At 70.0% G+C, this 23,061-nt stretch carries 20 protein-coding genes and 3 pseudogenes; 14 read left to right on the top strand and 9 right to left on the bottom strand.

Translation table 11 applies throughout. From position 1 onward, the window contains the following. Positions 1-27: 27 nt before the first annotated feature. The 10 genes and pseudogenes from ACQP2T_RS45490 to era all read left to right on the top strand — a co-directional run. Positions 28-732, top strand: a pseudogene (locus ACQP2T_RS45490) (PhoH family protein); the annotation flags it as partial. Continuing rightward, positions 721-1,491 (top strand): annotated as a pseudogene (locus ACQP2T_RS45485) (PhoH family protein); the annotation flags it as partial. The pseudogenes ACQP2T_RS45490 and ACQP2T_RS45485, both read left to right, overlap by 12 nt. A 318-nt stretch (positions 1,492-1,809) precedes the next feature. Next, positions 1,810-2,133: pseudogene (locus tag ACQP2T_RS45480) on the top strand (PhoH family protein); the annotation flags it as partial. Further along, positions 2,130-2,606, top strand: a complete 477-nt coding sequence (gene ybeY / locus ACQP2T_RS45475; protein ID WP_225290749.1) for an rRNA maturation RNase YbeY — start codon at positions 2,130-2,132, stop codon at positions 2,604-2,606. The pseudogene ACQP2T_RS45480 and the gene ybeY, both read left to right, overlap by 4 nt. Continuing rightward, positions 2,603-3,904, top strand: coding sequence for a hemolysin family protein (locus tag ACQP2T_RS45470; RefSeq protein WP_433511058.1), 1,302 nt, complete (start codon positions 2,603-2,605; stop codon positions 3,902-3,904). Before ybeY ends, ACQP2T_RS45470 begins: the two co-directional genes overlap by 4 nt. A gap of 371 nt (positions 3,905-4,275) precedes the next feature. After that, entirely contained in the window at positions 4,276-5,928 is a 1,653-nt protein-coding gene (locus ACQP2T_RS45465) for a hypothetical protein (RefSeq protein ID WP_433511057.1), read from the top strand. Positions 5,929-6,025: 97 nt separating this feature from the next. Further along, positions 6,026-6,652 carry a hypothetical protein gene (locus tag ACQP2T_RS45460; RefSeq protein ID WP_433511056.1) on the top strand — a complete coding sequence of 209 codons (627 nt, stop codon included), beginning with the start codon at positions 6,026-6,028 and terminating at the stop codon, positions 6,650-6,652. 34 nt (positions 6,653-6,686) lie between these two features. Then, positions 6,687-7,007 carry a cytidine deaminase gene (locus ACQP2T_RS45455; protein ID WP_433511055.1) on the top strand — a complete coding sequence of 107 codons (321 nt, stop codon included), beginning with the start codon at positions 6,687-6,689 and terminating at the stop codon, positions 7,005-7,007. Between the two features lies 1 nt (position 7,008). Continuing rightward, the gene (locus ACQP2T_RS45450) at positions 7,009-7,485 is read left to right on the top strand and encodes an NUDIX domain-containing protein (protein ID WP_433511054.1); all 477 of its coding nucleotides are present in this window, start codon (positions 7,009-7,011) and stop codon (positions 7,483-7,485) included. Positions 7,486-7,503: 18 nt separating this feature from the next. Further along, on the top strand, positions 7,504-8,412 hold the full coding sequence (era, locus tag ACQP2T_RS45445) for a GTPase Era (RefSeq protein WP_433511053.1): 909 nt from the start codon (positions 7,504-7,506) through the stop codon (positions 8,410-8,412). Between the two features lie 69 nt (positions 8,413-8,481). On the opposite strand, the gene ACQP2T_RS45440 is transcribed toward era, so the two are convergent. From ACQP2T_RS45440 to ACQP2T_RS45405, 8 genes are all read right to left on the bottom strand, one after another. Continuing rightward, positions 8,482-8,952, bottom strand: coding sequence for a hypothetical protein (locus ACQP2T_RS45440; protein WP_433511052.1), 471 nt, complete (start codon positions 8,950-8,952; stop codon positions 8,482-8,484). A gap of 9 nt (positions 8,953-8,961) precedes the next feature. Next, positions 8,962-9,933 carry an urease accessory protein UreD gene (locus ACQP2T_RS45435; RefSeq protein WP_433511051.1) on the bottom strand — a complete coding sequence of 324 codons (972 nt, stop codon included), beginning with the start codon at positions 9,931-9,933 and terminating at the stop codon, positions 8,962-8,964. A 28-nt stretch (positions 9,934-9,961) separates the two neighbouring features. Further along, a complete protein-coding gene (gene ureG / locus ACQP2T_RS45430) occupies positions 9,962-10,633 on the bottom strand; it encodes an urease accessory protein UreG (protein WP_433511050.1) in 672 nt (223 codons plus the stop codon). 12 nt (positions 10,634-10,645) lie between these two features. Continuing rightward, positions 10,646-11,536, bottom strand: coding sequence for an urease accessory protein UreF (locus ACQP2T_RS45425; protein WP_433511049.1), 891 nt, complete (start codon positions 11,534-11,536; stop codon positions 10,646-10,648). A gap of 5 nt (positions 11,537-11,541) precedes the next feature. After that, positions 11,542-13,248: an urease subunit alpha gene (locus ACQP2T_RS45420; protein ID WP_433511048.1), complete on the bottom strand. Its 1,707-nt coding sequence runs from the start codon at positions 13,246-13,248 to the stop codon at positions 11,542-11,544. After that, positions 13,241-13,774, bottom strand: coding sequence for an urease subunit beta (locus ACQP2T_RS45415; protein WP_433511047.1), 534 nt, complete (start codon positions 13,772-13,774; stop codon positions 13,241-13,243). Before ACQP2T_RS45415 ends, ACQP2T_RS45420 begins: the two co-directional genes overlap by 8 nt. Further along, positions 13,771-14,073, bottom strand: a complete 303-nt coding sequence (locus tag ACQP2T_RS45410) for an urease subunit gamma (protein ID WP_358535578.1) — start codon at positions 14,071-14,073, stop codon at positions 13,771-13,773. Before ACQP2T_RS45410 ends, ACQP2T_RS45415 begins: the two co-directional genes overlap by 4 nt. A 92-nt stretch (positions 14,074-14,165) precedes the next feature. Next, on the bottom strand, positions 14,166-16,727 hold the full coding sequence (locus ACQP2T_RS45405; protein WP_433511046.1) for a BTAD domain-containing putative transcriptional regulator: 2,562 nt from the start codon (positions 16,725-16,727) through the stop codon (positions 14,166-14,168). 45 nt (positions 16,728-16,772) lie between these two features. On the opposite strand from ACQP2T_RS45405, the gene ACQP2T_RS45400 reads away from it, so the two are divergent. The 4 genes from ACQP2T_RS45400 (at position 16,773) to ACQP2T_RS45385 (ending at position 22,316) form a co-directional block, all read left to right on the top strand. Continuing rightward, complete coding sequence (locus tag ACQP2T_RS45400; protein ID WP_433519917.1) at positions 16,773-20,192, top strand: protein kinase domain-containing protein; 3,420 nt, start codon at positions 16,773-16,775, stop codon at positions 20,190-20,192. Positions 20,193-20,724: 532 nt separating this feature from the next. Beyond that, positions 20,725-21,198 (top strand): C40 family peptidase, encoded by a 474-nt coding sequence (locus tag ACQP2T_RS45395; protein ID WP_433511045.1) that lies wholly within the window; start codon positions 20,725-20,727, stop codon positions 21,196-21,198. A gap of 21 nt (positions 21,199-21,219) precedes the next feature. Then, positions 21,220-21,609 (top strand): WD40 repeat domain-containing protein, encoded by a 390-nt coding sequence (locus ACQP2T_RS45390; RefSeq protein WP_433511044.1) that lies wholly within the window; start codon positions 21,220-21,222, stop codon positions 21,607-21,609. 122 nt (positions 21,610-21,731) lie between these two features. Further along, the gene (locus ACQP2T_RS45385) at positions 21,732-22,316 is read left to right on the top strand and encodes a hypothetical protein (protein ID WP_433511043.1); all 585 of its coding nucleotides are present in this window, start codon (positions 21,732-21,734) and stop codon (positions 22,314-22,316) included. Here the strand turns inward: ACQP2T_RS45385 and ACQP2T_RS45380 are convergent. Continuing rightward, positions 22,306-23,037, bottom strand: a complete 732-nt coding sequence (locus ACQP2T_RS45380) for a Mut7-C RNAse domain-containing protein (RefSeq protein WP_433511042.1) — start codon at positions 23,035-23,037, stop codon at positions 22,306-22,308. The two genes, ACQP2T_RS45385 and ACQP2T_RS45380, sit on opposite strands and share 11 nt — an antisense overlap. Positions 23,038-23,061: the final 24 nt, after the last annotated feature.

The raw sequence follows: 23,061 nt of genomic DNA, 5'->3' as shown, positions 1-23,061 counted from the left end.
GGGAGGCATCAGGCCGCTGGCCTGCCCATGTCCGAACTACATGAATCCCGAAGAACGGCACCTCCCTCGCGCACTCAAGCCAAGGTGCTGATACCGGACGAATACCCAATGGTCAGCCTCCTGGGCTCCCGTGACGAGCTGCTGCGCGTCATCGAGGGTGCGTTCAGGGCCGACATCCACGTGCGTGGCAACGAGATCACCGTCACCGGCAGCCCCGACGAGAGCGGTGCCGTCGTGCGCCTGTTCGAGGAGCTGGTCGAGGTGCTGCGCAATGGCGGCGAGCTGACCGCCGACGCGGTCGAGCGGAGCATCGCCATGCTGCGCATGACGTCCGACCGCCCGGCCGAGGTGCTGTCGCTCGACATCCTGTCCTCACGCGGCCGGACGATCCGGCCCAAGACCGTCAACCAGAAGCGCTACGTCGACGCCATCGACCAGTACACGGTCGTGTTCGGCATCGGTCCCGCGGGCACCGGCAAGACCTATCTCGCGATGGCCAAGGCCGTACGCGCGCTGCAGGAGAAGCGGGTCAACCGCATCATCCTGACGCGGCCGGCCGTCGAGGCGGGGGAGCGGCTCGGCTTCCTGCCGGGCACGCTCTACGAGAAGATCGACCCCTACCTGCGCCCCCTGTACGACGCGCTGCACGACATGCTGGACCCCGAGTCGATCCCCAAGCTGATGGCGGCGGGCACGATCGAGGTGGCGCCGCTCGCATATATGCGCGGACGCGCGCAGCCGGTCGACACCAATGTCCTGACTCCGGATGGGTTCCGCCCCATCGGGAAGCTCAAGGTCGGCGATCTCGTGGTCGGGTCGAACGGTGAGCCCACTCCTGTGCTTGGCGTCTATCCTCAGGGAGAGAAGAGGATCTACCGGGTCCACAGCCAGGATGGCGCCTCGGTGCTCGCCTCCGAAGACCACCTCTGGTCCGTGCGCACGCGCGACGACTCCAGGCGGGGTAAGCCCTACCGCGTGCTGGAAACCAAGGAGATGATCGGTGATCTGCGGAGCGCCCACTACCGGAAGTACGAGCTGCCGCTGCTGACCGCACCGATCCAGTTCCCGGCGCGTGAGGTTCCTATGGATCCTTATGCGCTGGGCCTGATTCTCGGCGACGGCTGCGTCACTGGTACGACGACGCCGAGCTTCGCTACGAACGATCCAGAGCTCGCCGAGGCACTCGCATCTGCCCTGCCTGAGGTTCGAGTGAGATGGAAGAGCGGGCCCGACTATGTTCTCAATCGGGTGAGGCAGCCTGGAGACGTCGTCACGATCGCCAATCCGGTCACCGCTGTGATGCGTGAACTGGGATTGGCCGGTTGCAGATCACAGACGAAATTCGTGCCGGACCTCTACCTCAGCAACACCCCGGAGATTAGGACCGCAGTCCTTCAGGGACTGCTTGACTCGGATGGCGGTCCTGTCACCCAACGCGGCCGAACCTGCCGGATCCAGTTCGGCACAACGTCGTCACGATTGCGGGACGATGTGGTCTTCCTTGTGCGGTCGCTGGGGGGAGTGGCTTACTGGCGCACTCGTCCGGCGGAGGGACGTGGGCCCGGGTTCGCGGGAGGGCGGCAAGTTCATCACCGTCATGACTCGTACATCCTCGACCTGCGGCTTCCTCAGGGGGTCGAGCCGTTCCGGCTCAAGCGGAAGGCAGAGAAGTATCGGGCAGCGGGCGGCGGGCGGCCCGCGCGCTTCGTCGACAAGATCGAGCCTGCGGGGAGCGCGGAGTGTGTGTGCATCCAGGTGGCAGCCGAAGACTCCTTGTACGTCACCGAGGACTTCCTGCTGACGCACAACACGCTCAACGACGCCTTCATCATCCTCGACGAGGCGCAAAACTCCTCGGCCGAGCAGATGAAGATGTTCCTGACCAGGCTCGGCTTCAATTCCAAGATCGTGGTGACCGGTGACGTCACGCAGGTCGACCTGCCCTCGGGCACGGTCAGCGGCCTGCGGGTGGTCCAGGAGATCCTCGACGGCATCAACGACATCCACTTCTCCCGGCTGACCAGCTCCGACGTGGTCCGCCACAAGCTGGTGAGCGAGATCGTCGACGCCTACGGCCGCTACGACGCGCTTCAGGAGCCGAAGCAGATCCAGCATCGGGGTAAAAGACGATGAGTATCGAGATCAACAACGAGTCGGGCGCCGAGGTCGGCGAGCAGGGCCTCGTCGAGCTGGCCACGCACGTGCTGGGTGAGATGGGCATCAACCCGCTCGCCGAGCTGTCGATCGTGGTGGTCGACGAGCGCACGATGGCCGAGCTGCACGAGAAGTGGATGGGCGAGCCGGGTCCGACCGACGTGCTCGCCTTCCCCATGGACGAGCTGCGACCGGGAGGCGGGGCGCGCGGCGACGCCGACACCGCCGCCGACCCGGCGCTGCTCGGCGACGTGGTGCTCTGCCCGCCGGTGGCCGCCCGGCAGGCCGAGGAGGCCGGTCACAGCGCGCAGGAGGAGCTGGAGCTGCTGTGCACGCACGGCATCCTCCACCTGCTCGGCTACGACCACGCCGAGCCTGAGGAGCACAAGGAGATGTTCGGCCTGCAGGCCCGGCTCCTCGAGTCGTGGCGGGAGGTGCGCAGCCCGCGGTGAACGCCTGGTTGCCTCTGGCCATCGCCCTCGTGGTGATCGGTGGCCTGATCGCCAGTGCGGAAACGGCACTGACGCGCATCTCCAGGGTGCGCGCGGAGGAGTTCGTGCGCGAGGGGCGGCGTGGCGCCGAGCGGCTGCGGGCCATCGTCAACGACCCGCCGCGCTATCTCAACCTGCTGCTCCTGCTCCGGCTGAGCTGCGAGCTGATCGCCACGGTGATCGCGACGCTGCTGTTCATCGACCTGATGCACGACCAGGGCTGGGCGTATGTGTGCGCGGCCGCCGTGATGATCGTGGTCAGCTACGTGATCGTCGGCGTCTCGCCCCGCACTCTCGGCCGCCAGCACGCCGAGCCGATCGCGCTGGCCAGCGCCCCCATCGTCTACGGCCTGACCCGGATCTTCGGCCCGCTGCCCAAGCTGCTCATCCTGCTCGGCAACGCGCTGACCCCCGGCAAGGGGTTCCGCGACGGCCCGTTCACCTCCGAGGCGGAGCTGCGCGATCTGGTCGACCTGGCCGAGGAACGACGGATGATCGAGCCCGACGAGCGGGAGATGATCCACTCGGTCTTCGAGCTGGGCGACACGCTCGTGCGCGAGGTCATGGTGCCGCGCACCGACATGGTCTTCATCGAGCGGGGCAAGACGCTCAGCCAGGCGCTGTCGCTGGCGCTGCGCAGCGGCTTCTCCCGCATCCCCGTCGTGGGCGAGAACGAGGACGACGTCATCGGCATCGCCTACCTCAAGGACGTCACCCGCAGGGTGCACGAGTCGGACTCGGGGGAGGACGGCGGCGAGGAGAAGGTCGAGTCGATCATGCGCCCGGCCACCTACGTCCCCGAGAGCAAGCCGATCGACCAGCTCCTGCGCGAGATGCAGGCCAGGCAGATCCACCTGGCCATCGTCATCGACGAATACGGCGGGACGGCCGGCCTGGTCACGATCGAGGACGTGCTCGAGGAGATCGTGGGCGAGATCGCCGACGAATACGACCGGGAGGCGCCCCGCGTCGAGGCCATGCCCGACGGCGGGCTCCGGGTGACGGCCCGGATGCCGGTCGACGAGCTCGCCGAGCTGTTCCACACCGAGATCGAGGTCGACGACGTCGAGACCGTCGGCGGGCTGCTCGCCCACGCGCTGGGCCGGGTGCCGATCGCGGGCTCTCAGGCGGAGATGGCCGGGCTCCAGTTGACGGCCGAGAGCCTCGCTGGGCGCCGTAACCGGATCAGCACCGTGGTCGTGCGCAGGGTGGCTCCGCAGGAGGGTGATGTCGTGCCCGCAGCTGCCGAGCACGACTGACAGCGCGTTGACCGCTTTGCGATGGATGTGGCAAGTGTTCTACAAGTCTGTTGCAAGCGGCGTACGACAGTCTTGATCCCGGCACCCCAGTGCGGTGGGTGTCACAGGGGAAGCATCCGAACGCCGGGTGGGGTTCGCGGCGGGAGGATGCTCCTGGGGGGACGACAACGTCTCGGTCTGCTAGCCGATCGTGACGTTGCTCGGCGTAAGGGGGGTTCACGTCCGGTAAGCCGGACGAGAACCCCCTTTTAGCTTGCTCCCCTTCAGCAGGTGCGATGAGAGCGCAAGCCCCCGAATGTCCGTGGTGATCTCTACCATGCTGCCCCAGAGATCGTCCGTGGCGACAGGGGATCATTGTGGAGCGGAAGTTTGTGCGGATTGTCGATGGCCCGTTCGCCGACTTCGACGCGGAGCTCGTCTCTGTGCACGGCGTCAGGTTGACCGCGCGTGTGACGATCTTCGGGCGGGAGACAACGGTGGATCTCCACCGGGACCAACTGGAGCATCCCGAGGACATACCCGAGCTGTGGTTCAGCGGGGCGGAGGATGACGGGCAGGTCCTCGCGGGGTTGCGGGAGCGGGTGGCGGCGCAGTTCGACGACGTCGGGTATGGGGAGAAGTTCGAGTTCTTTCTCGAACGTGCCGATCGTCCTGAGGAGGATCCGGCCCAGGAGTGGGACGCTTACGCCGCGTTGTGTGCCGATGTGCGGCGGCGTAAGGAAGTGGCGTTGCGCGCGTTCGATCAGGAGATCGCTCCCCTGCCGATCAGTGAGGCGGGAAGGCGGATGGCGGCCGACTCCGGCCGCTGGCTGCCTGCTGCGGCCGCCCGCGAAGAGCGCCGGTCGCGGTACCCGGCCATCGATCGCCCCGATGCCGAAGGACGGTTGCTGGCCACGATATTCGGGCAGCCCGATCCGCCACCGACGTTGTGGGAGCGGGCCGACCGTCGGCGGGCCGCCGCGCGTTCCGCCGCCGAGCTGCGGGACTACGCGGTGTGGAAGGTGACGAACCCTCCACAGGACCATTCGGCCGCTGTGGCCCAGGTGGAGCGCGAGCGCGCCGCGATCGAGGAACGCCTTGCCCGCGACTGGGGATTCCGGCTGCCCGACTCGATCTTCCGGTTTCGGGGCTTCCTCCTGTCCCTAGGCCCGGCCGAAAAGCAGGCCCTCGAGGACCTGGAGCTGGTCCCCTTCGGGATCATGGACTTGTTCGATGATCCCGCTCGTAATGCCCGGGCCGGCATCGATGTACGCGTACACGGCCGCTACTACCGTGACCCGCCCGAGTTCCTCACGTTCATGCACGGCGGCAGCGACGGGCTGCATTTCGGGCTCTGGTACGACGACGGCCGCACCTGCGCCGGCGTCGCCTCCTACTACAACAACGACGGTGGCGGCGTGGGCCTCCCGTCGCGTACACCCCTCGAGGTCGTCCGGGACACGCTCGAATGGGGATGGCGCCACGTCGGAGATCAGGATGATGAGCCGGCCGATCCCATGGACCTTGACGTGGTCGCACGACGGCATCGGCTACGGCTGCTGCGCGAGGCCCTGATGACCGTCGAGACCGGCGACCGCGATGAGCAGGGCGAGGACTACCACAACGCCTACAGACACTCCCCAGAACTGCTCGAGCGCGGAGACCCGGATCGGATCGAGACCCTGGACGGCGGCGGCGCGCTCGTTGACGGTGACACCCTGATCGAGCGCGGCCGGCAGAGACCTTGGGACGACTACGACTTCTGCACAGCCCTGCAGAAGGAGTTGACCGATGATCTGGTCGCCCGCGAAGCCCGCATCGCCGAGGCACGGCGTCGCTGCGCCGCCGGACACCCCGCTGACGCTCTCACCCTCGGCCGTGACCTGCACTGGATCAGCGCGGGAGACCCTGAGCTCGAACGCCATGCGAACGAACTGCTCACCATGGCCTACCGTGCCCTGGGACGCGACAACCTCGCGGCGATCGCCCAAGCCCACCACCGCCACCGCGATCTCCCCCAGGTGCACGTCCTCGAAGAGATCTGATAGCAGCGTGCCTGCCTCTGAGCGTTTGGGGCTTTGTTGGTGACTCTGGTGGATTGCCGTATTCGTCGCCCGGGGACGTTGCGAACCGGGGGGAATCATGGAACGCGGGATCATCGTCCTGGCCATCATGGGTGGGCTGCTCGCCGGATGCGGCGGCGGGCCGGCCAAGAGTTACGTCGACGTCCAGGCCATGGCCCGGCTGCGCGAGGTGCTGAACAAGGATCCGCAGCTGCCCGACGGCTTCTCCGCCCGGTCCGAGGAGCCGTGGCGGGTCCCGTTCGCGGCGGCGGACCACAACTGCCGGGCCGCGCTGGATCCGGCCGCGGGGCGGGCGCCCGCACTGGCGCTGACGGCGCAGGCGGCGGCCAGCTTCGAGGGGGACGAGCTGGGCGAGGTGGCCGGGGTGGGCCTGGCGCGCTACGCGGGCTCGGAGGCGGAAGGGCGCATCGAGGAGCTGACCGAGGCGCTGGAGGCGTGCCGGGCGGTGCGGGCGGGCGGCGGCACCCGGTTGCGGCTGACGATGCTGCCGGTCGAGGACGTGGGCGACGAGGTGGTGGGCGCGGAGCTGCGCGGACGGCTGAACGGCTACCCGTACGCGCTGGACGTGATGCTCGCCCGCTCGGGTGACACGCTGGTGTCCGTCGTGCACACGGGTATCGCCAAGGTGGACCCGGAGCGTACCCGGCAGGTGCTCAGCGCCGCCGTGGGGATGGTCAGTGCTTAACCTGTGGGGATGGTCAGCGCCTAACCTAGAGTTCGTGACTCTCGATCCAGAAGACAGCAAGATCATTACGCTCGCGCGGGCGGCCAGGGCGCGCAACGGCTCGGCCGAAGGCGCCGCCGTACGCGATGAGACCGGGCGCACCTACTCCGCCACGAACGTCGCGCTCTCCTCCCTCACGCTCTCCGCGGTGCAGGTGGCGGTCGCCACGGCCGTCTCCAGCGGCGCGCAGACGCTGGAGGCGGCGGCGCTGGTCACGGCGGGCGACGGGCCGAGCGCCGAGGACGAGGCGGTGGCCGCCGAGCTGGGCGTCAAGGCGCTGCTGGTGGCCCGGCCCGACGGCACGCTGAGGGGCTGACGTGGCCATTTCACCGCATTTGGCCGGGGTGCGGGCCAAGGTCGGTTCCGATCTGCTGATGCTTCCGTCGGTCTGCGGCTTCGTGTTCGACTCCGCGGGCAGGGCACTCATGGCGTGTCACGGCGACGTGGGTCTCTGGGCCGCACCCGGCGGCGGCGTCGACCCCGACGAACGCCCCGAGGACGCCCTGGTCAGAGAGCTCCAGGAAGAACTCCGCATAGACGTCGCGCCGCGCGGCCTGATCGGTGTGTACGGCGGGCCCGAATTCCGCACCGTCTACCCCAACGGGCACCAGTGCGCGTACGTCATCGCCGTGTACGGCTGCGTCATCGAGTCGGGCACGCCCACCCCCGACGGCGAGGAGATCACCGACGCCAGATGGGCGACCGAGCCGGAGATCGCCGGCCTGACCACGACCACCTGGATGCCGTTGGTGCTGCCCGAGGCGTTTGCCTGGTGGCGTCAACAGGGCGTTTGATAGGCCACAATGCACTATGTGACTTCGCCAGACAGCCATCGCGCCGGATTCGCCTGCTTCGTTGGGAGGCCGAACGTCGGCAAGTCCACGCTGATGAACGCCCTGGTCGGCCAGAAAGTGGCGATCACCTCGTCCAAGCCGCAGACGACCCGGCGCGTCATCAGGGGCATCGTGCACCGGCCCGAGGCCCAGATCGTCATCGTCGACACACCCGGCCTGCACCGCCCCCGCACCCTGCTCGGCGAGCGGCTCGACAGCCTCGTGCTGTCCACGCTGACCGAGGTCGACGTGATCGGCTTCTGCGTCCCCGCCAACGAGCCCATCGGCAAGGGCGACCGCTTCATCGCCGACAAGCTCTCGGCCGTGAAGAAGACGCCGGTCGTCGCCGTGGTCACCAAGTGCGACCTGGCCTCCAAGGAGCAGATCGCGCAGCAGCTTCTGGCGCTGTCGCAGGTGGCGGAGTTCGCGGCGATCGTCCCGGTGTCGGCGCAGTCGGGTGACCAGCTCGACGTGCTGGCCGAGGTGCTGATCGAGCACCTGCCGGAGTCGCCGCCGCTCTACCCGGGCGGGCAGCTCACCGACGAGCCCGAGCAGGTGCTGGTGGGGGAGCTGATCAGGGAGGCGGCGCTGGAAGGGGTCCGCGACGAGCTGCCGCACTCGATCGCCGTGGTGGTCGACGAGATGATGCCCCGCGAAGGGCGGGATGATCTGCTCGACATCTACGCGCACATGTTCGTCGAACGGCCGTCGCAGAAGGCGATCGTGATCGGCCACAAGGGCGAACGCCTGCGCGACGTCGGGACGCGGGCACGCGCCCAGATCGAGGGGCTGCTGGGCACCCGGGTCTATCTCGATCTGCGGATCAGCGTGGCCAAGGACTGGCAGCGCGACCCCAAGCAGCTGCGCCGCCTGGGCTTCTACGACTGACAGACCCTTTCGCGACGGACGCCACGGGCCCTTTCGCGATCCACGAGCTTTTCGCGGCCCACGGGCCTTTTACGACTGACGGCCGCGGATTAGCGACAGGACGGCGAGGGCGACCGCGGTGAGGGCGCAGGCCAGTGCGGCGAACCAGCCGTAACGGATCCCCGGCTCGATCGACAGGAACCCGAGATCGACGGAGACCCCGTTGCCCACACCGGGCGGATCGACCACGAACATCACCAGCACGATCGTCGCCACCGCCCCCGGAATGACGGCCAGCGCGGCAACCCTGGGCCGCCCGAACACGCCCGCAACCCCGAGCGCCAGCGTGGCGACCCCCGCGATGAGCGCGTACACGCCGAGACTGTCGTCGATGCCCCGTATGTCGTTGGACACGCCGCCGATGGCACCGAGCCTGGCCTCGATCCCCGTCCACGGCAGGAACGCGCAGAACACCAGCAGCGCCCCCGCCACCGCGATGACGAACGCGTAGCCGCGCCGTGCCTTGGGCTTCGCGGGGCTCGGTGAGAGAGAGTCGGCCACCCGATCACCTTAGGTGGGGCGCGCTGCCCCGGCCAGGTTACCGAGGGCCACACTCTCGCCCCACTCCAGACGCCGGCGCAACGCGACGGCGTCGGCGGCCAGGGCGGACACCAGCACACCTGGTCCGGCCAGCGGCAACACAGCCACCCCTTCCGCGACCACGGCCTCTGGGGTGGCTTCTGACGGGGCGGTGGTCAGGGACGGGGTGGACAGGGATGGAGCGGCGGTCAGGGGCGGGATGATCTGGGGCGGGGTGATCAGGGTGGTGCCGACACAACGGGCGTCGCCGTAGACGGCGGGGGAGGCGTCGATGGCCGGGTCGCCGACCGTGTACTCCTGCCTGAGCAAGGGGCGGCCGTCGTACGTGGCGTCGAAGCGTGCGTGGCAGCGGCCCGGTGCCTCGCCGTACCGGCCGAAGACGATCTCCTCGCGCCAGAACACCCGCGCGCCCGCCGCCAGCGTCAGACGTACCACGAGGCGGTGGGCGCATCCGGCGGCGAGCACCGTCGGCTGCGGCGCGAAGCGGAGTGTCGCGCCCGCCCCGACGTGCGCGGAGATCACCATGACGGACTCGCCGTCTCCGGGCAGCACCAGCGTGGCGGCCACCGAGCCGACCTCGAGGCTGGTGCCGGGTGCGAGGTCGAGGTCGAGTTCGAGCCGGTCGCCACCGAGCGGACCGGCCGCCGTGGAGACCAGGTGCACGGCCTGTGGACCCGTCTGCCGCAACGTCAGGGGCGGTGCCGAGCTCAGCCCGCTGATGACCGTCCGGCCACCGGCCAGGGAGGTCGCGACGGCCGCCCGAGCCCGCATCGCCCGCCGCCCGACGGCCGCCCGATCCTGCGTCGCCCGCCTGACGTTCGTCTGGGCCTGCTGCCTGACGTCGGCTGGAGCCTGCGTCGCTTGCTGCCCGGCGGCCGCGAGGGTGTTCGCCGACGTGCTCTCCTGAGCGTCTGAGGAGGTCTCTGACGCTGTCTCTGGCAAGCCGGTGCCAGTCACAGGGCGACGGCCTTCATGCCGCTGAGACGGGCTCGTGGGGCCAGGAAAAGGCCTGTTCGGAGACCCAGGCCGCCACGGACGACGCCGAGGGGTCCCGTCGGATCGAGGTGAACAGGACGGGTTTGTCGCCGCGTACCGCCGCCGCGTCGTGGGCCATCACGTCCAGGTCGGCGTCCACCAGCGGTGCCAGGTCCGTTTTGTTGATCACCAGCAGGTCGGCGGAGGTCACTCCCGGACCGCCTTTGCGGGGGACCTTGTCGCCACCCGACACGTCCAGGACGAAGATCTGCCGGTCGGCCAGCCCACGGCTGAACGTCGCCGTCAGGTTGTCCCCGCCGCTCTCCACGATCACCAGGTCCAGCGGGCCGAACCGGTCCTCCAGGGTCTCCACGGCGTCGAGGTTCGCGGCGATGTCGTCGCGGATGGCGGTGTGGGGGCAGCAGCCGGTCTCGACGGCGAGGATGCGTTCCTGGTCGAGTACCCCGGCCCGGCGCAGGAAGTCGGCGTCCTCGGTCGTGTAGATGTCGTTGGTCACCACACCCAGCCGCAGGGAGCCGCCGAGCGCGCGGCACAGGGCGGCGACCAGGGCCGTTTTGCCGCTGCCCACCGGCCCGCCCACTCCGAGGCGGAGCGCTCTGCCGTGGTGGGCGGGCGCGTGGTGATGGTCGTCGTGATTGGCGCCCATGGCGTGTCCTTCCTAGGAGACGAACAGTCTGACCTTGGCCCCCGCGTGCCGCTCGGCCAGCAGGTCCAGCGCGGGGGCGGACCGGGCGGGCAGCTCGGCCCAGAGCCGGCCGTACCGCGTGGCATCAGAAGCGGCGGCGGTGAGGTCGGATGCGGTGGTGTCAGAAGCAGTGGTGGCGGTGAGGGCGGACGGGGTGGTGTCAGAGGCAGTGGCGGCAAGGTCCGGGGCCAGGTCGGCGAGCAGGCCGTGGACCGCTACCGGGTCCAGGCCGAGCAGGCGGACCGCCGCCGTGGCCGGGCCGGTGATCGCGTGGTAGGCCGCCGCCAGGGCGGCGTCCTCGGGCGACCCTCCCGCCGCGTGCGCCGCCGCGCCGAGCGCGATGGGGTGGTGGGGATTCGGTACGGCCAGCGCCAGGTCGTCGAGCACGACGGAATGACCAGGATTCGGTCCGGCCGTCAGGTCGTCGAGCGTGGGCGACGGCCACAGGCGGCAGGCCACCCGCAGGAGGAGTCTGCCCTGGGTCCTGGAGGCGGCCCGCTGGGCCGGGGAGGCGGTTCGGGCGTCGGCCTCCGCGTCAAGGAGGATCCACAACGCGCTGAGCGCTTCCGGCTGGGCCCGCGACCTGCCCAGCGCCTCTGACTGGGTCGGCGACTCGCCCGGTGTCTCCGGCCGAGTCCGTGCGGAACCCTCCGTACGCGAGATCTCCTCACCCAAGGCGCAGGCCGCTGCGGCGAGGGCGGCGGCGACGTGCCCGGAGGTGTGCAGGCGGCCTCTCAGGAAGGCGGCCAGGGAGGTCAGGTCGTGGACCGCCCCCGTGGCGATCGCCTGTTCGGTGCCGCCAGAGTGGGCGTGGCCCCCGGCCGGGAGGCGGGAGTCCGTGAGGAGCAGGAGTGCGGGGTTCATGGCCATCAGAACAGGAAGTAGCGCTGGGTCATCGGGAGTGTCTCGGCGGGCGCGGGTTCGATCAGGTCGCCGTCCACGCGTACCTCGAACGTGTCCGGGGCCACGTCGATCCGGGGCAGCGCGTCGTTGAGCGGCATGGCGTCCTTGCCCCGCCCCCGTACGTCCGCCACGGGGACCAGGCGGCGGCGCACCGCGAGGCGGTCGGCGAGGCCCGCGTCGAGGGCGAGGGGTGAGACGAAGTGCAATGAGGTGGCGGCGGCCGTGGCCGGGGCGGCGCCGAACATCGGGCGGGGCAGCACCGGCTGAGGTGTGGGGATGGAGGCGTTCGCGTCGCCCATCTGGGCCCAGGCCACCACGCCGCCCTTGAGCACCAGCGTGGGCTTGACGCCGAAGAACGCCGGGTCCCAGAGGACGAGGTCGGCGAGCTTGCCGCGTTCGACGGAGCCGAGTTCGGCGTCGAGGCCGTGGGCGATGGCCGGGCAGATCGTATATTTCGCGATGTAGCGGCGGGCGCGGAGGTTGTCCGCGGGGCCGCCCAGAGCGCCGCGGCGGCGCTTCATGACGTGCGCCGTCTGCCAGGTACGGATGATCGTCTCGCCGACGCGGCCCATCGCCTGCGAGTCGGAGCCGATCATCGAGATCGCCCCCAGGTCGTGCAGGACGTCCTCGGCGGCCATCGTGGAGGGCCGGATGCGGGACTCGGCGAAGGCCAGGTCCTCGGGGATCGACGGGTTCAGGTGGTGGCAGACCATCAGCATGTCGAGGTGTTCGTCGAGGGTGTTGATGGTGTGGGGCCTGGTGGGGTTCGTGGAGGAGGGCAGGACGTTGGCGAACGACGCCATCCTGATGATGTCGGGCGCGTGCCCGCCCCCCGCCCCTTCCGTGTGGTAGGCGTGGATCATCCGGTCGCCGATGGCGGCCAGCGTCGATTCGACGAACCCGGCCTCGTTGAGCGTGTCGGTGTGGATCGTCACCTGTACGCCGTGCGCGTCGGCCACGGTCAGGCAGGCGTCGATCGCGGCCGGCGTGGAGCCCCAGTCCTCGTGCAGCTTGAACCCCGAGGCGCCCGCTTCGAGCTGTTCGACCAGGCCCTCGGCGCTGACCGTGTTGCCCTTGCCGAGCAGCGCGAAGTTGAGCGGGTAGGAGTCGAGCGACTCCAGCATCCTGGAGAGGTACCAGGTGCCGGTGACCGTGGTGGCCTTGGTGCCCTCGACCGGCCCGGTGCCGCCGCCGACGATCGTGGTGACGCCCGCGCCGATCGCCTCCTCGAGGATCTGCGGGCAGATGAGGTGTACGTGGGAGTCGACGGCGCCCGCGGTGAGGATCTTGCCGTTGCCGCTGAGGATCTCCGTGGACGGGCCGATGACGATGTCGACCCCGTCCATGGTGTCCGGATTGCCGGCCTTGCCGATGGCGGAGATCCGGCCGTCGGTGACGCCGACGTCGGCCTTGACCACGCCCCAGTGGTCGAGGATCACCGCACCGGTGATGACCAGGTCGGGCGCGCCCTCGGCCCGGGTCGTCCTGGCCTGGCCCATCGACTCGCGGATCACCTTGCCGCCGCCGAACACCGCCTCGTCCCCGGCCCCCGCCGGGCCCACGGACAGGTCCTCGGTGACCTCCACGAACAGGTCGGTGTCGGCCAGCCTGATGCGGTCACCCTTGGTGGGGCCGTACAGGGCGGCGTATCGAGCACGGGAGATGTCAGCCATCGAGGGGGCCCGCCCATTCCGGTCGCAGGCCGGGCACCACGCGGCGCCCGGCGATCGGCACCAGGGTCACGTCGCGCTCGACACCCGGCTCGAACCTGATCGCGGTGCCCGCGGGCACGTCGAGCCGCATCCCCCAGGCGGCGGCGCGGTCGAAGGTCAGCCCGGGGTTGGCGGCGGCGAAGTGGTAGTGCGAGCCGACCTGGACCGGCCGGTCGGCGGTGTTGACGACCCGGACCGTCACCCTCGGCCGTCCCGGATTGAGGGAGATGTCGTCGGCGGGGTGCCGATATTCGCCCGGAATCAGCGGCTCGTCCTGGCGCTGGGCGACCGCGCGGTGATCGGTCTCGTCAGTGGTCATGAGACCGGCCGCGTCAGAGGCCGCCTCAACGGTCACGAGATCGGCCTCGTCAGTGGTCACGAGATCGGCCGCGTCAAAGGCCGCGTCAACGGTCACGGGATCGGCCGCGTCAGAGGCTGCGTCAGTGGCTTCGTCAGTGGCCACGGGGTCGGCTTCATCAGTGGTCATGGGATCGGCCGATGCACGGTGACCAGCTTGGTGCCGTCGGGGAAGGTCGCCTCGATCTGGACAGAGTCCAGCATCTCGGGCACCCCCTCCATGACGTCGTCCCGCCCGAGCACCGAGCGTCCGGCGTCCATCAGATCGGCCACGGTCCGCCCGTCCCTGGCCCCCTCCATCAGGAACGACGCGATGATCGCGGTGGCCTCTGGGTGGTTGAGGCGCAGGCCTCTGGCCTGACGCTGCCGCGCCACTCCGGCGGCGACGTGGATGAGCAGGCGCTCCTGCTCGTGTGGGGTAAGCCGCATGGCCGGACCTTAGGAACCGGCCGTTTCCGCGATGTTGCCAGGCGATGTCGAGCCGGTTTCCGGTCGGCCCACCCGTCTCAGCCCGCCATGTTTCACCCCACCATGGGCAGCGCTTGGGAGCGGCCCAGATCGTCCTCCAGCGCCTCGAAGACCGCCAGCGCCGACCCCGCCAGCTCCCTGGCCCGCTCCGCCGCGCCCTCCGCCTGGTTCACCCGGGCCAGGGCCAGCAGGGCGTACGCGTCGAGCAGCTGGTCGCCGAGCCGTACGGCGATCCCTCTGGCCGTCTCGGCGGCCGTCCTGGCGTCGGGGACCGCGTGCTGGGCCAGCCGTACCGAGGAAAGATCCAGGAGCGTGTCGGCCTGCCGGTAGCGGTCGCCGAGCGCGTCGAGGTGGGCGGCGGCGGACCGGAGGCGGTCCGCGGCCTCGTCGAGGCGGCCCGCGCGGTGCAGGACCACGCCCAGCACGCGTAGCGCTTCGGCGGCGTCGCGATCGTTCTCCGCCGCCTTCAGGCAGCCGAGCAGGGCGCGCTCGGCCTCGGGCAGCCGGTCGCGTTCGAGGTGGACGCGGCCGAGGCGCCGCCTGGTCTGGTTCACGTCGCGGGTGCGTCCCTCGCGCAGGAACATGCCGAGCGCCAGCCTGAGCCGGTCGTGCGCCAGGTCCCACTCCCGTTCGGCCAGGTGCAGGTCGCCCAGGTCACGCAGGATCAGCGCCTCGCCCATGGCGTCGCCCGCGCGCCGCGCCGACTCCAGCGCCGCCGCCGTGACGTGGCGCCAGTCGTCGAGGAAACGGTGGCGTTCGAGGTAGGGCCCGAGCAGGTGGGCGAGCCGCCGGCAGCCGTCGTCGAGGCCGGCCTGATGGAGGTCGGAGACCAGGCTGACCAGGAAGGCCCGCTCGGCGGCGAGCCACTCGACCGACTCCCTGATGTCCCTGGTCGCCACGAGCGTGCCCGGATCGCCGGAGACCAGCGAGAAGCGCGAGGACCGTACCCTGGCCAGGACCACGTCCATCAGCCGTACGAGCGCGCCCTGACTTTCCTGCTCGCGGGCGAACAGGCGGGTCAGGTCGTGCAGCCGGTAGCGCACCTGCCCGGCCACGTCGACCACGTGCGTCTCCAGCAGCCCGGCGTCGACCAGCGCCTCGGCCTGCCCGCCGAACAGCTCCGCCACCCAGTCCGCGAAGTCCGGCGCCGACAGCGCGCCGAGCCCGCGCAGCGTGGCCTTGGCGGGGTCGGGCAGGCCGTCGTAGCCGATGGCGAGCACGCTGCGTACGGCCTGGTCGCCGGAGCGCAGCCCGTCGAGCCGCTCGTGCTCGTCCTCCAGCAGGCCGACCAGGTAGTCGACGGTCCAGCCCGGCCGGGCGGCCAGCCGGGACCCGGCGATGCGCAGCGCGATCGGCAGCCCGCCGCAGAATCTGGCCAGCCTGCCCAGCGCCTCGTCGGCCACCCGGCCGGAGGTGCGGACGAGCAGGTCGAGCGCGTCCTCCTCGCCGAGCACGCCCACGGACACGCGGGTCGCGCCGGACAGGCCGCCGAGGGAGGATCGGCTGGTGATGACCGTGGGGCAGGACGTCAGCAGCGGCCGCACCTGGCTCTCGGCCGACGCGTTGTCCAGCAGCACCAGCAGCCGGCGGTTGGCCGCGTACGTACGGAAAAGTCGCTCTCGTCCGTCCAGTGAGGCGGGGACGGCCTGGGCCGGGCAGCCCAGCCAGCGCAGGAAGTCCTCGAGCACCGCCGCGGGCGCCGTCGTCTCGCGCAGGTCGGCGTACAGGATCCCGTCGGGGAAGCGTTCGCGTTCCCGCCAGGCGGCGTGCACGGCCAGCGCCGACTTGCCCGCGCCCGCCTGCCCGTGGACGACGACCTGCCCGCCTACCACCAGATCGAGGAGGTCGGCGCGGCCGGTGAACCCGGTCACGTCGTGCGGCAGCAGCACCGGCGGCCCCGCCGAGACGTGCAGTGACACGTCGTCGTGCAGCATGCGGTGATAGAGCAGCTGCAGGTCGGAGTCGGGCTCGATCGCGTGGCCGTCGTCGAGCGCCTCACGTAACGCCGCGTACGCGTCGAGGGCCTCCGCCCGCCGCCCGCTCCGGTAGAGCGCGAGCATGTACTGGCCGCGGAAGCGCTGCCAGAGCGGATGCTGCCCGGCCAGCCGCCGCAGCTCCGACAGCAGCTCGCGGTGGCGGCCGGCGTCGAGGTCGAGCTGCACCCGGCGTTCCAGGGCGAACAGCCGCAGCTCCTCCAGTTCCTCGCGCAGCCGCCGCGTCTCCACCCAGCGGTCCCCGTCGGGGTCGAGGTCCTCGAGCGCCGGTCCGCGCCACAGGGCCAGCGCCTCCTGGTACGAGCCCCGCTCCACCAGCGACCTGAAACGGTCGACGTCGAGCTGTTCCGCACCGATGGCCAGCGTGTACGTGCCGGACACCGTGGTGATCACGTCCTTGCCGATGAGCTGGCGCAGCTGCCCGACATAGCCCCGGACCAGGGAGTCGGACCGGTCGCCGCCCTCGCGCGGCCACAGCAGCGTGCGCAGCCGTCCCACGGTGAGCGGGCGGCGCGCGTTGAGCACGAACATCGCCAGCAGGTCGCGGTGCTTGGGCGCGCTCGGTGTGCGGTCGTCGTCGCCGTCGAGCACTTCCAGCGGTCCCATGATGCGAAATTCCACGCGGCCTTCCTCAGCAGAGCGAACTCGACCACAATTACACACTTGATGATCCCTTTGACTCCCTCAGACCCGCACCGGTTGGGCCGCTATTGGCTCGCCGGGCGGCTGGGCGCCGGTGGCCAGGGCGTCGTCTATGAGGCGTACGGCGAGGAGGGGGAGCGCGTCGCCGTCAAGGTGCCCAGGTTCGATGATCCCGAGTCGCGGGCCAGACTGGCCAGGGAGGCGGCGGCGGCCGCGCGGGTGGCCTCGTTCTGCACGGCCAGAATCATCGAGGTGGCCGAGCCGTACATCGTCAGTGAGTTCGTGCCCGGCCCCAACCTGCGGCAGGTGATCGCCGAGCACGGCCCCTACGAGGGCGACACGCTGCGGCGCCTGGCGATCGGGGTGGCCACCGCGCTGACGGCCATCCACCAGGCCGGCGTCGTGCACCGCGACCTCAAGCCCGACAACATCATCCTCGGGCCCGACGGTCCCCGGGTGATCGACTTCGGCGTGGCCCGCGAGGCCGGGCCGACGACCACCGGCCCGGTCATGGGCACGCCCAACTACATGGCGCCGGAGGTCCTGGCCGGGCGGGGCGCGACGGCCGCGGCGGACCTGTGGGCGTGGGGGCTGGTGGTGCTGTTCGCCGCCCGGGGCGAGGACGCGATCGAGGTACGCGAGCCGGTCGCGGTCATCGGCGAGGTCATGGACTTCCGGCCCGACACGGCCGACCTGGCCGACCCGCTCGGACGGCTCGTGGCGAGCGCGCTCACGAAGGACCCGGCCGCGCGGCCCTCGGCGCGCGCGGCCCTGCTGGACCTGATCGGCGCCGACGGCGATCCGCTTTCTCGTGGCGGGGCGCTGGCCAGCCCGCTCAGGAGTCCGGCCGAGCCCGACCTGGGCGCGATCGCCGAGGAGCTGTACGACGAGCTGTCCGAGGCCGAGCGCGCGGCCGTCCCCGAGGTGCTGCTGCGCATGCTCGACGGCGACGGCTCGCTCAGGCCGGTGACCCGCGAGGAGCTGCCCGAGACCGAGGCCGTGTCCGCCCTGCTCGCCTTCTTCGAGGCGGCGGGCCTGGTAACGAGCACCGGCACCACGTACGAGCTGGCCAAGCCCGCCCTGATCCAGGCGTGGCCCCGGCTGCGGACCTGGGTGGCCGACAACCGCGAGGGGCTGCCGGTGCACCGGCGCCTGGTCGAGGCGGCCGGCCTCTGGGACGGTCACGGCCGGAAACCCGGCGACCTGCTGCACGGCTCCAGCCTCGACCGGACGCTCCAGTGGGCCGCCGCCGAACGCAAGGACCTCACACTGGCCAGGAGGGAACGCGAGTTCCTCGACGCGGCGGCCAAGCAGACCAGGAGCCAGTCAAGGAGGCGCGGGCTGCTCGCGGCGGCGCTGGCCGTACTGCTGGTGGCGGCTCTGGGCGGCTTGGGGACGGCCGAGTACCTGCGCAGGCAGTCCGGCAGGCAGCGTGACGACGCGCTGGCCAAGTCGCTCGCGTTGGAAGCCGCCGACCTGCGGGAGAGCGACCCGCCCCTGGCGCGGCTGCTGACCGTGGCGGGCTGGCGGCTGAGCCCCGGCCTGCCGGAGACGCGCGGCGCGCTATACGAGTCGCTGTCCAGGCCCGTGAGCGGTGTCTTCACCGACCCGTACGCGGGCCTGGACAGTGTTTACGGCCTCGACGACACCGGACGCACACTGGCGGCGGTCCAAGGGGGCAGGGTACGGCTCTGGGACGTGCGCACGCACAGGCTGCTCCGCGAGTTCTCCGGTGTGGGGGCGACCGTGCGCAAGGCCGCGCTCAGCCCCGATGGGCGGATGCTCGCAACGCAGGACGACAAGGGCGTGCGGCTGTGGGACGTCAATGCGAGCACGGCGATCGGCGGCACGTTCGGGGTGCCCGCAGGGGACGCGGGCACGGTCGCCTTCGACCGCACCGGTCGTCTGCTGTCGGTGTCCGAGGGCCCCGCTGTCGAGCACTGGTGGGACGTGACCACGCGCAGGAGACTTACGACCGGATCCGGGGCGAGCCTTGACGCGGTGGACTCAGGGCGCCACTACGGCCTGGTGTCCACCGGCGGGCGGGGCAAGTCCGAACTCTGGGACCTGCGCACTGGCCGGCGCCTGCCCATGCCTTGGCTCCCGGCCAAGGAGTACACGCTGAACGCGAGTTTCAGCGACGACGGGCGCACCCTCGCGGTCACCGAGAACCTCCCCGAGCAGGGCAAGACCCGCATGCGGGCGTGGACCATCCCAGGCGGAGCAACGATCGGCGGAGACTTCAGCGAGGCGGCGGGTACGAGCGTCGCCATCGGATTCGGCGATCGCTACGTCGCGGCATGGACCAGGATGCAGCCGCTCAGGGTCTGGCGGCGTCACGGGTGGGACACTGTCCTGCAGCGGAGTCTGCCCGCAGACGTCATTGACCTCCACTTCGACGGAGCGGACCGAGCCCTGCGCTATCTGTCGGACGGCGGAGTGGTCAACACACTCGACGTGTCCATGCTGTTCGATGCCCCGATCACCCAGGGGACACCGGAAGGGCAGGCGCTCCTCGGCCCGGGCGGGCGCACGGTTGCGGTCACGAAGCCCGGGGAGGCCCAACTGTGGGATGTGGCGACCAAGCGACCGCTCGGGCCGGCCGTAGGCGTCATCGGCCGTGACCCCGCGCTGGCCTTCAGCCGGGACGGCGGGCGGCTGGCCGTCGGCGACGAGACCGGTACCCGGATCGTCGACCCGCGCTCGGGCCGCGTGCTCGGCACGTTGAAGGTCGCGGGCGTGGACGAGTTGGCCTTCAGCCCCGACGGTCGCACGCTGGCCGCCGCCCCCGTCAAGTCCGACGGCACCCCTGGGCCCATCGAGCTGTGGGACCTGGCGAAGGAGACCGTCACCCGCGCCTCCGTGCCCTCATTCCGCACGCTCGCCTTCCGTCCCGACGGCAGGCTGCTCCTGGGCGGCTCGGCACCCATAGACCCCGTCACCGCTGCCCCGCTGCCCATCGCTGAGGGGTTCGGCCGGTTGGACGGCACCCACGCCTTCAGCCCAGACGGCAGGTTCGTCGCCTTCTCCGGGCCGGACAGGATGACCTTGTGGGACGCGAACCTGAAGGCGCCCGTCGCCGCGTTCCCCGCCGTGCCGGACAGCGAGATCGACGAGATCACCTGGTCGCCTGACAGCCGTACCATCGCCACGTACGAGGTCGGCGACCGGGTCAGGCTCTGGGACGTGCCCAGCAGGCTGCCCTTGGGCCTGGTTTTCGACGGCCAGAAGACGACCCCGCTGGGCCGGGGGTCGTTGGCCTTCAGCGCCGACGGCGGCACGCTCTACAGTGCCATGCCCGACGGCGTTGTACGGACGTTCGCGCTCGACGGCGGCAAGGTGGCGGCCGAGGTCTGCCGCCGCGTCGGCCGGTCGCTGACCGACCGGGAATGGCAGCGCTACCTGCCGGAATCTGACAGGTTCGACCCCTGCGTCAACCTGTAGCCCGCTGCTGGGCCGTCGCCACAATCTCCTCCAGATGCCCGTACACGCCGTGCCAGTACCAGCTCGCCATTCCAAGCCATACGCCTCGTTCACGGGAGCAGCGGCGGTCCCGGGAGGACTTGAACCATTCGTCTACCTTGTTATTCAGGAAGAACGGCCGCTTGAGATGGACTGAGTCAGAGCAGCTCGCGCTATCAGCTCCTCGCGAGAACATCTTCTCCAGCCGGATAACTGAAGGCATATCAGTTTCCACCCGATTGGTCAAAGTAACAGACGGTCACATCGCGATCGTAACCCTACGGCCTGCGCACTAGGTGAATATGCACTCTCCGTTAGGGTATTGCCACACAAGTGGCATCTTGACCGCTCTCGCATTGGTGTGATTCTTTAATTACAGTAGCGTTCGATCCCTCGAAACTGATCGCGAGGAGCGGGGGTCGGGTGCCGCCGAATTAATCGGTGCATCAATCGCCGCCTTCGTGTGGTGGGGGTAAAGCTGCTTTATTGTTCACTTCGGGAGAGGAGAGCGTATATGCGATTCAACGGTGTTCGTTCCGCCTATTTTGTTGGTGCATTGTTAGCAGCGCTGACCGTTCCTTCGCAGGCGGCAGTTGCTTCCATCGCTCCGGTTGAAGCTCGCGGGGTGATGGCCTATAGCGCAAGCGCGGCCGTGCAGTACGCTACAAATCAGCTAGGCAAACCCTACTGCTATCCCGGAACAGGGCCCTCGTGTTTCGATAATTCCGGTTTGACGCTTAAGGCCTGGGCTGCTGGCGGCGTATCACTGCCACGTACGGAGGGTGCTCAGTATGATTCTACTAAAAGAGTCGCGCGATCCGACTTGCAGCCAGGGGATCTTGTTTTCTTTGCCGATGCCTCCTACGTCGGCATATACATAGGAGGAAATAAATTAATCGATGCCGGCCACACTGGGACTCAAGTGGCCGTACACTCTTTGTCCGATCCATGGTGCGCGTCTAATTACACCGGAGCTGGCCGTCCATGACCTTCTCTGACTCTTGTGACATTGGCTTCACCGTCTAATCACAGCCCGCTGGTTGCGCTGCGGCGCGACCCCGTCTGGTCGCCTGACGGGAGCACGATCGCCACCTACGGCTCCGACGACCGGATCCGACTCTGGGACGCTGCCAGTCGCGGGTACCTGGGAGTTGTGTACGACGGGCTGGACCGGCAGAGAGATTCGGCGGACGCGTCGATCGCCTTCAGCCGGGACGGGCGGATGCTCTACGCCGCCACCCAGGAAGGGGCGGTCAAGCGGTTCGCGCTCGACGGTGACCGGGCGCTGGCTGAGGTCTGCCGCCGAGCGGGCGGCACGCTGAGGGCGGCCGACTGGCGGCGGTATCTGCCCGAGATCGAGCCGTTCGACCCCCTGCGTCAGCCGGTAGCCCACTGTTGAGGTCCGCGGGAGTACGCCGAGGCCCGGGGGTATTGCCGTCACCGTCGAGGACCAGACCAATCTGCGGGCGTGCCTTGCGTTTCCTCCATTGCCCAGCCAACATCCGAGCTACTGTGGATGTCATGGCCGAGGCCTACGAGGACGTGCCCTTCAGCGAACTGCTTCACCACCCGGCCGCGACCACGCGGAGGCTCGACGCCGTCCGGGCGCTGCGGCTGCGGCGGCGCGACGCCGGGGACCTCGCCCTGATGCGGGTCGACCAGATGGAGCGGGACGCCACAGTTGTGGACTTCACCTCACGCCTGCTCGCCGGGCTGGTCCGCACCGAAAACATCGAGGCCCTGCGCCAAGCCCTGCCCGAGGCTCTGCCGTGGAGCACCTTCCTGCCCGCCGAAGACGTGGACACGTTCCTCACCGAGCTGGTGGACACGGCACGCGGCGCGGTGGCCCTGGACAACCTCGCCCCGATCGCGCTCCTACTGGCCCAGTGGCGGCACAGCGCGGAGATCTACGCGGACCCTGCCCTGCTGGCCATCCTCACCCGAGAACCGGAAGGCGACCCTCGGCCCCGTCCCCATGCCCCAGGTGAGCGAGTGAGCCCCAAGCGCGGGGACCGAGCCGCGCCACCGCCTGGATCACCTACGCGGGCACCGGACACCCCAAAGCCACCGACTGAGCGACCCAATCGACCCTGCATCACCCCGTAGCCGCCCACTGCCGTGCCGTCGCCACGATCTCCTCCAGGTGGTCGCTGTGAGCGCCGTGCCAGTACACGTGCCCGCACTCCTGGCACCGCCCGTACGCGTCGAAGGCGTGCCGGGTGCCCGCCTCCAGAACCGGCAGCACCTCCCGCTTCTCCACTGGCGCCAGCTCCCCGTTGCAGGCCGTGCACCTCGTCCACGGGCGCAGCGGCGGTGTGAAGCGTTCGAGCAGGTCGCGCAGCTGGTCGTGGGGGCGGGAGCCGCGCACGTACGCGCCGAGCCACAGCGCGCGGCGGCGCAGCAGACCGCGGTCCTGGGTGAGCAGCACCCGGCGCTCCTCGTTGGCCTGCACGACCAGCGCCGGGTCGTCCATGTCGTTGTGGTAGGCCGTGTCCAGGCCGAGCAGGCGCAGCCGTCGCGCGAGCGTGCCCAGGTGCACGTCCAGCAGGAAGCGGGGCTCGCGGGGCAGGGGCTGAGGTCTGGGCACCGGGCGTACCTCGATGAGGTCGCCGGCCGCGGGCTGGTAGGAGGGGCCGACGCCGCGGCCGTCGACGGTCATCGGCCCGACCTCCGTCAGCGGGATGCCGGCCGACTCCACGTGGTGGCCCAGGGTCGAGCTGCCGCCGATGGCGATCCGGTGGCGCTCGCGGCGCCGGCTCGCGGGCAGGAACATCATCAGGTCGGCGGAGATTCGGAGGTGTGCGTCCCGTTCGGTCACATTGTCCATTCTGCTTGATTCGATAACGTGACC

The organism is Nonomuraea sp. CA-143628, from assembly GCF_050942315.1.
Lineage (GTDB): Bacteria > Actinomycetota > Actinomycetes > Streptosporangiales > Streptosporangiaceae > Nonomuraea.
The sequence above is the reverse complement of the archived record's forward strand: the minus strand, read 5'-3'. Positions and strand labels throughout refer to the sequence as shown.

Coding starts and splice junctions, on each gene's coding strand:
- ybeY (WP_225290749.1), top strand. CDS start 2,130: ATGAGTATCGAGATCAACAACGAGTCGGGCGCCGAGGTCGGCGAGCAG.
- ACQP2T_RS45460 (WP_433511056.1), top strand. CDS start 6,026: ATGGAACGCGGGATCATCGTCCTGGCCATCATGGGTGGGCTGCTCGCC.
- ureG (WP_433511050.1), bottom strand. CDS start 10,633: ATGGGCGCCAATCACGACGACCATCACCACGCGCCCGCCCACCACGGC.
- ACQP2T_RS45425 (WP_433511049.1), bottom strand. CDS start 11,536: ATGAACCCCGCACTCCTGCTCCTCACGGACTCCCGCCTCCCGGCCGGG.
- ACQP2T_RS45420 (WP_433511048.1), bottom strand. CDS start 13,248: ATGGCTGACATCTCCCGTGCTCGATACGCCGCCCTGTACGGCCCCACC.
- ACQP2T_RS45415 (WP_433511047.1), bottom strand. CDS start 13,774: ATGACCACTGATGAAGCCGACCCCGTGGCCACTGACGAAGCCACTGAC.
- ACQP2T_RS45410 (WP_358535578.1), bottom strand. CDS start 14,073: ATGCGGCTTACCCCACACGAGCAGGAGCGCCTGCTCATCCACGTCGCC.
- ACQP2T_RS45400 (WP_433519917.1), top strand. CDS start 16,773: ATGATCCCTTTGACTCCCTCAGACCCGCACCGGTTGGGCCGCTATTGG.
- ACQP2T_RS45395 (WP_433511045.1), top strand. CDS start 20,725: ATGCGATTCAACGGTGTTCGTTCCGCCTATTTTGTTGGTGCATTGTTA.
- ACQP2T_RS45385 (WP_433511043.1), top strand. CDS start 21,732: ATGGCCGAGGCCTACGAGGACGTGCCCTTCAGCGAACTGCTTCACCAC.
- ACQP2T_RS45380 (WP_433511042.1), bottom strand. CDS start 23,037: ATGGACAATGTGACCGAACGGGACGCACACCTCCGAATCTCCGCCGAC.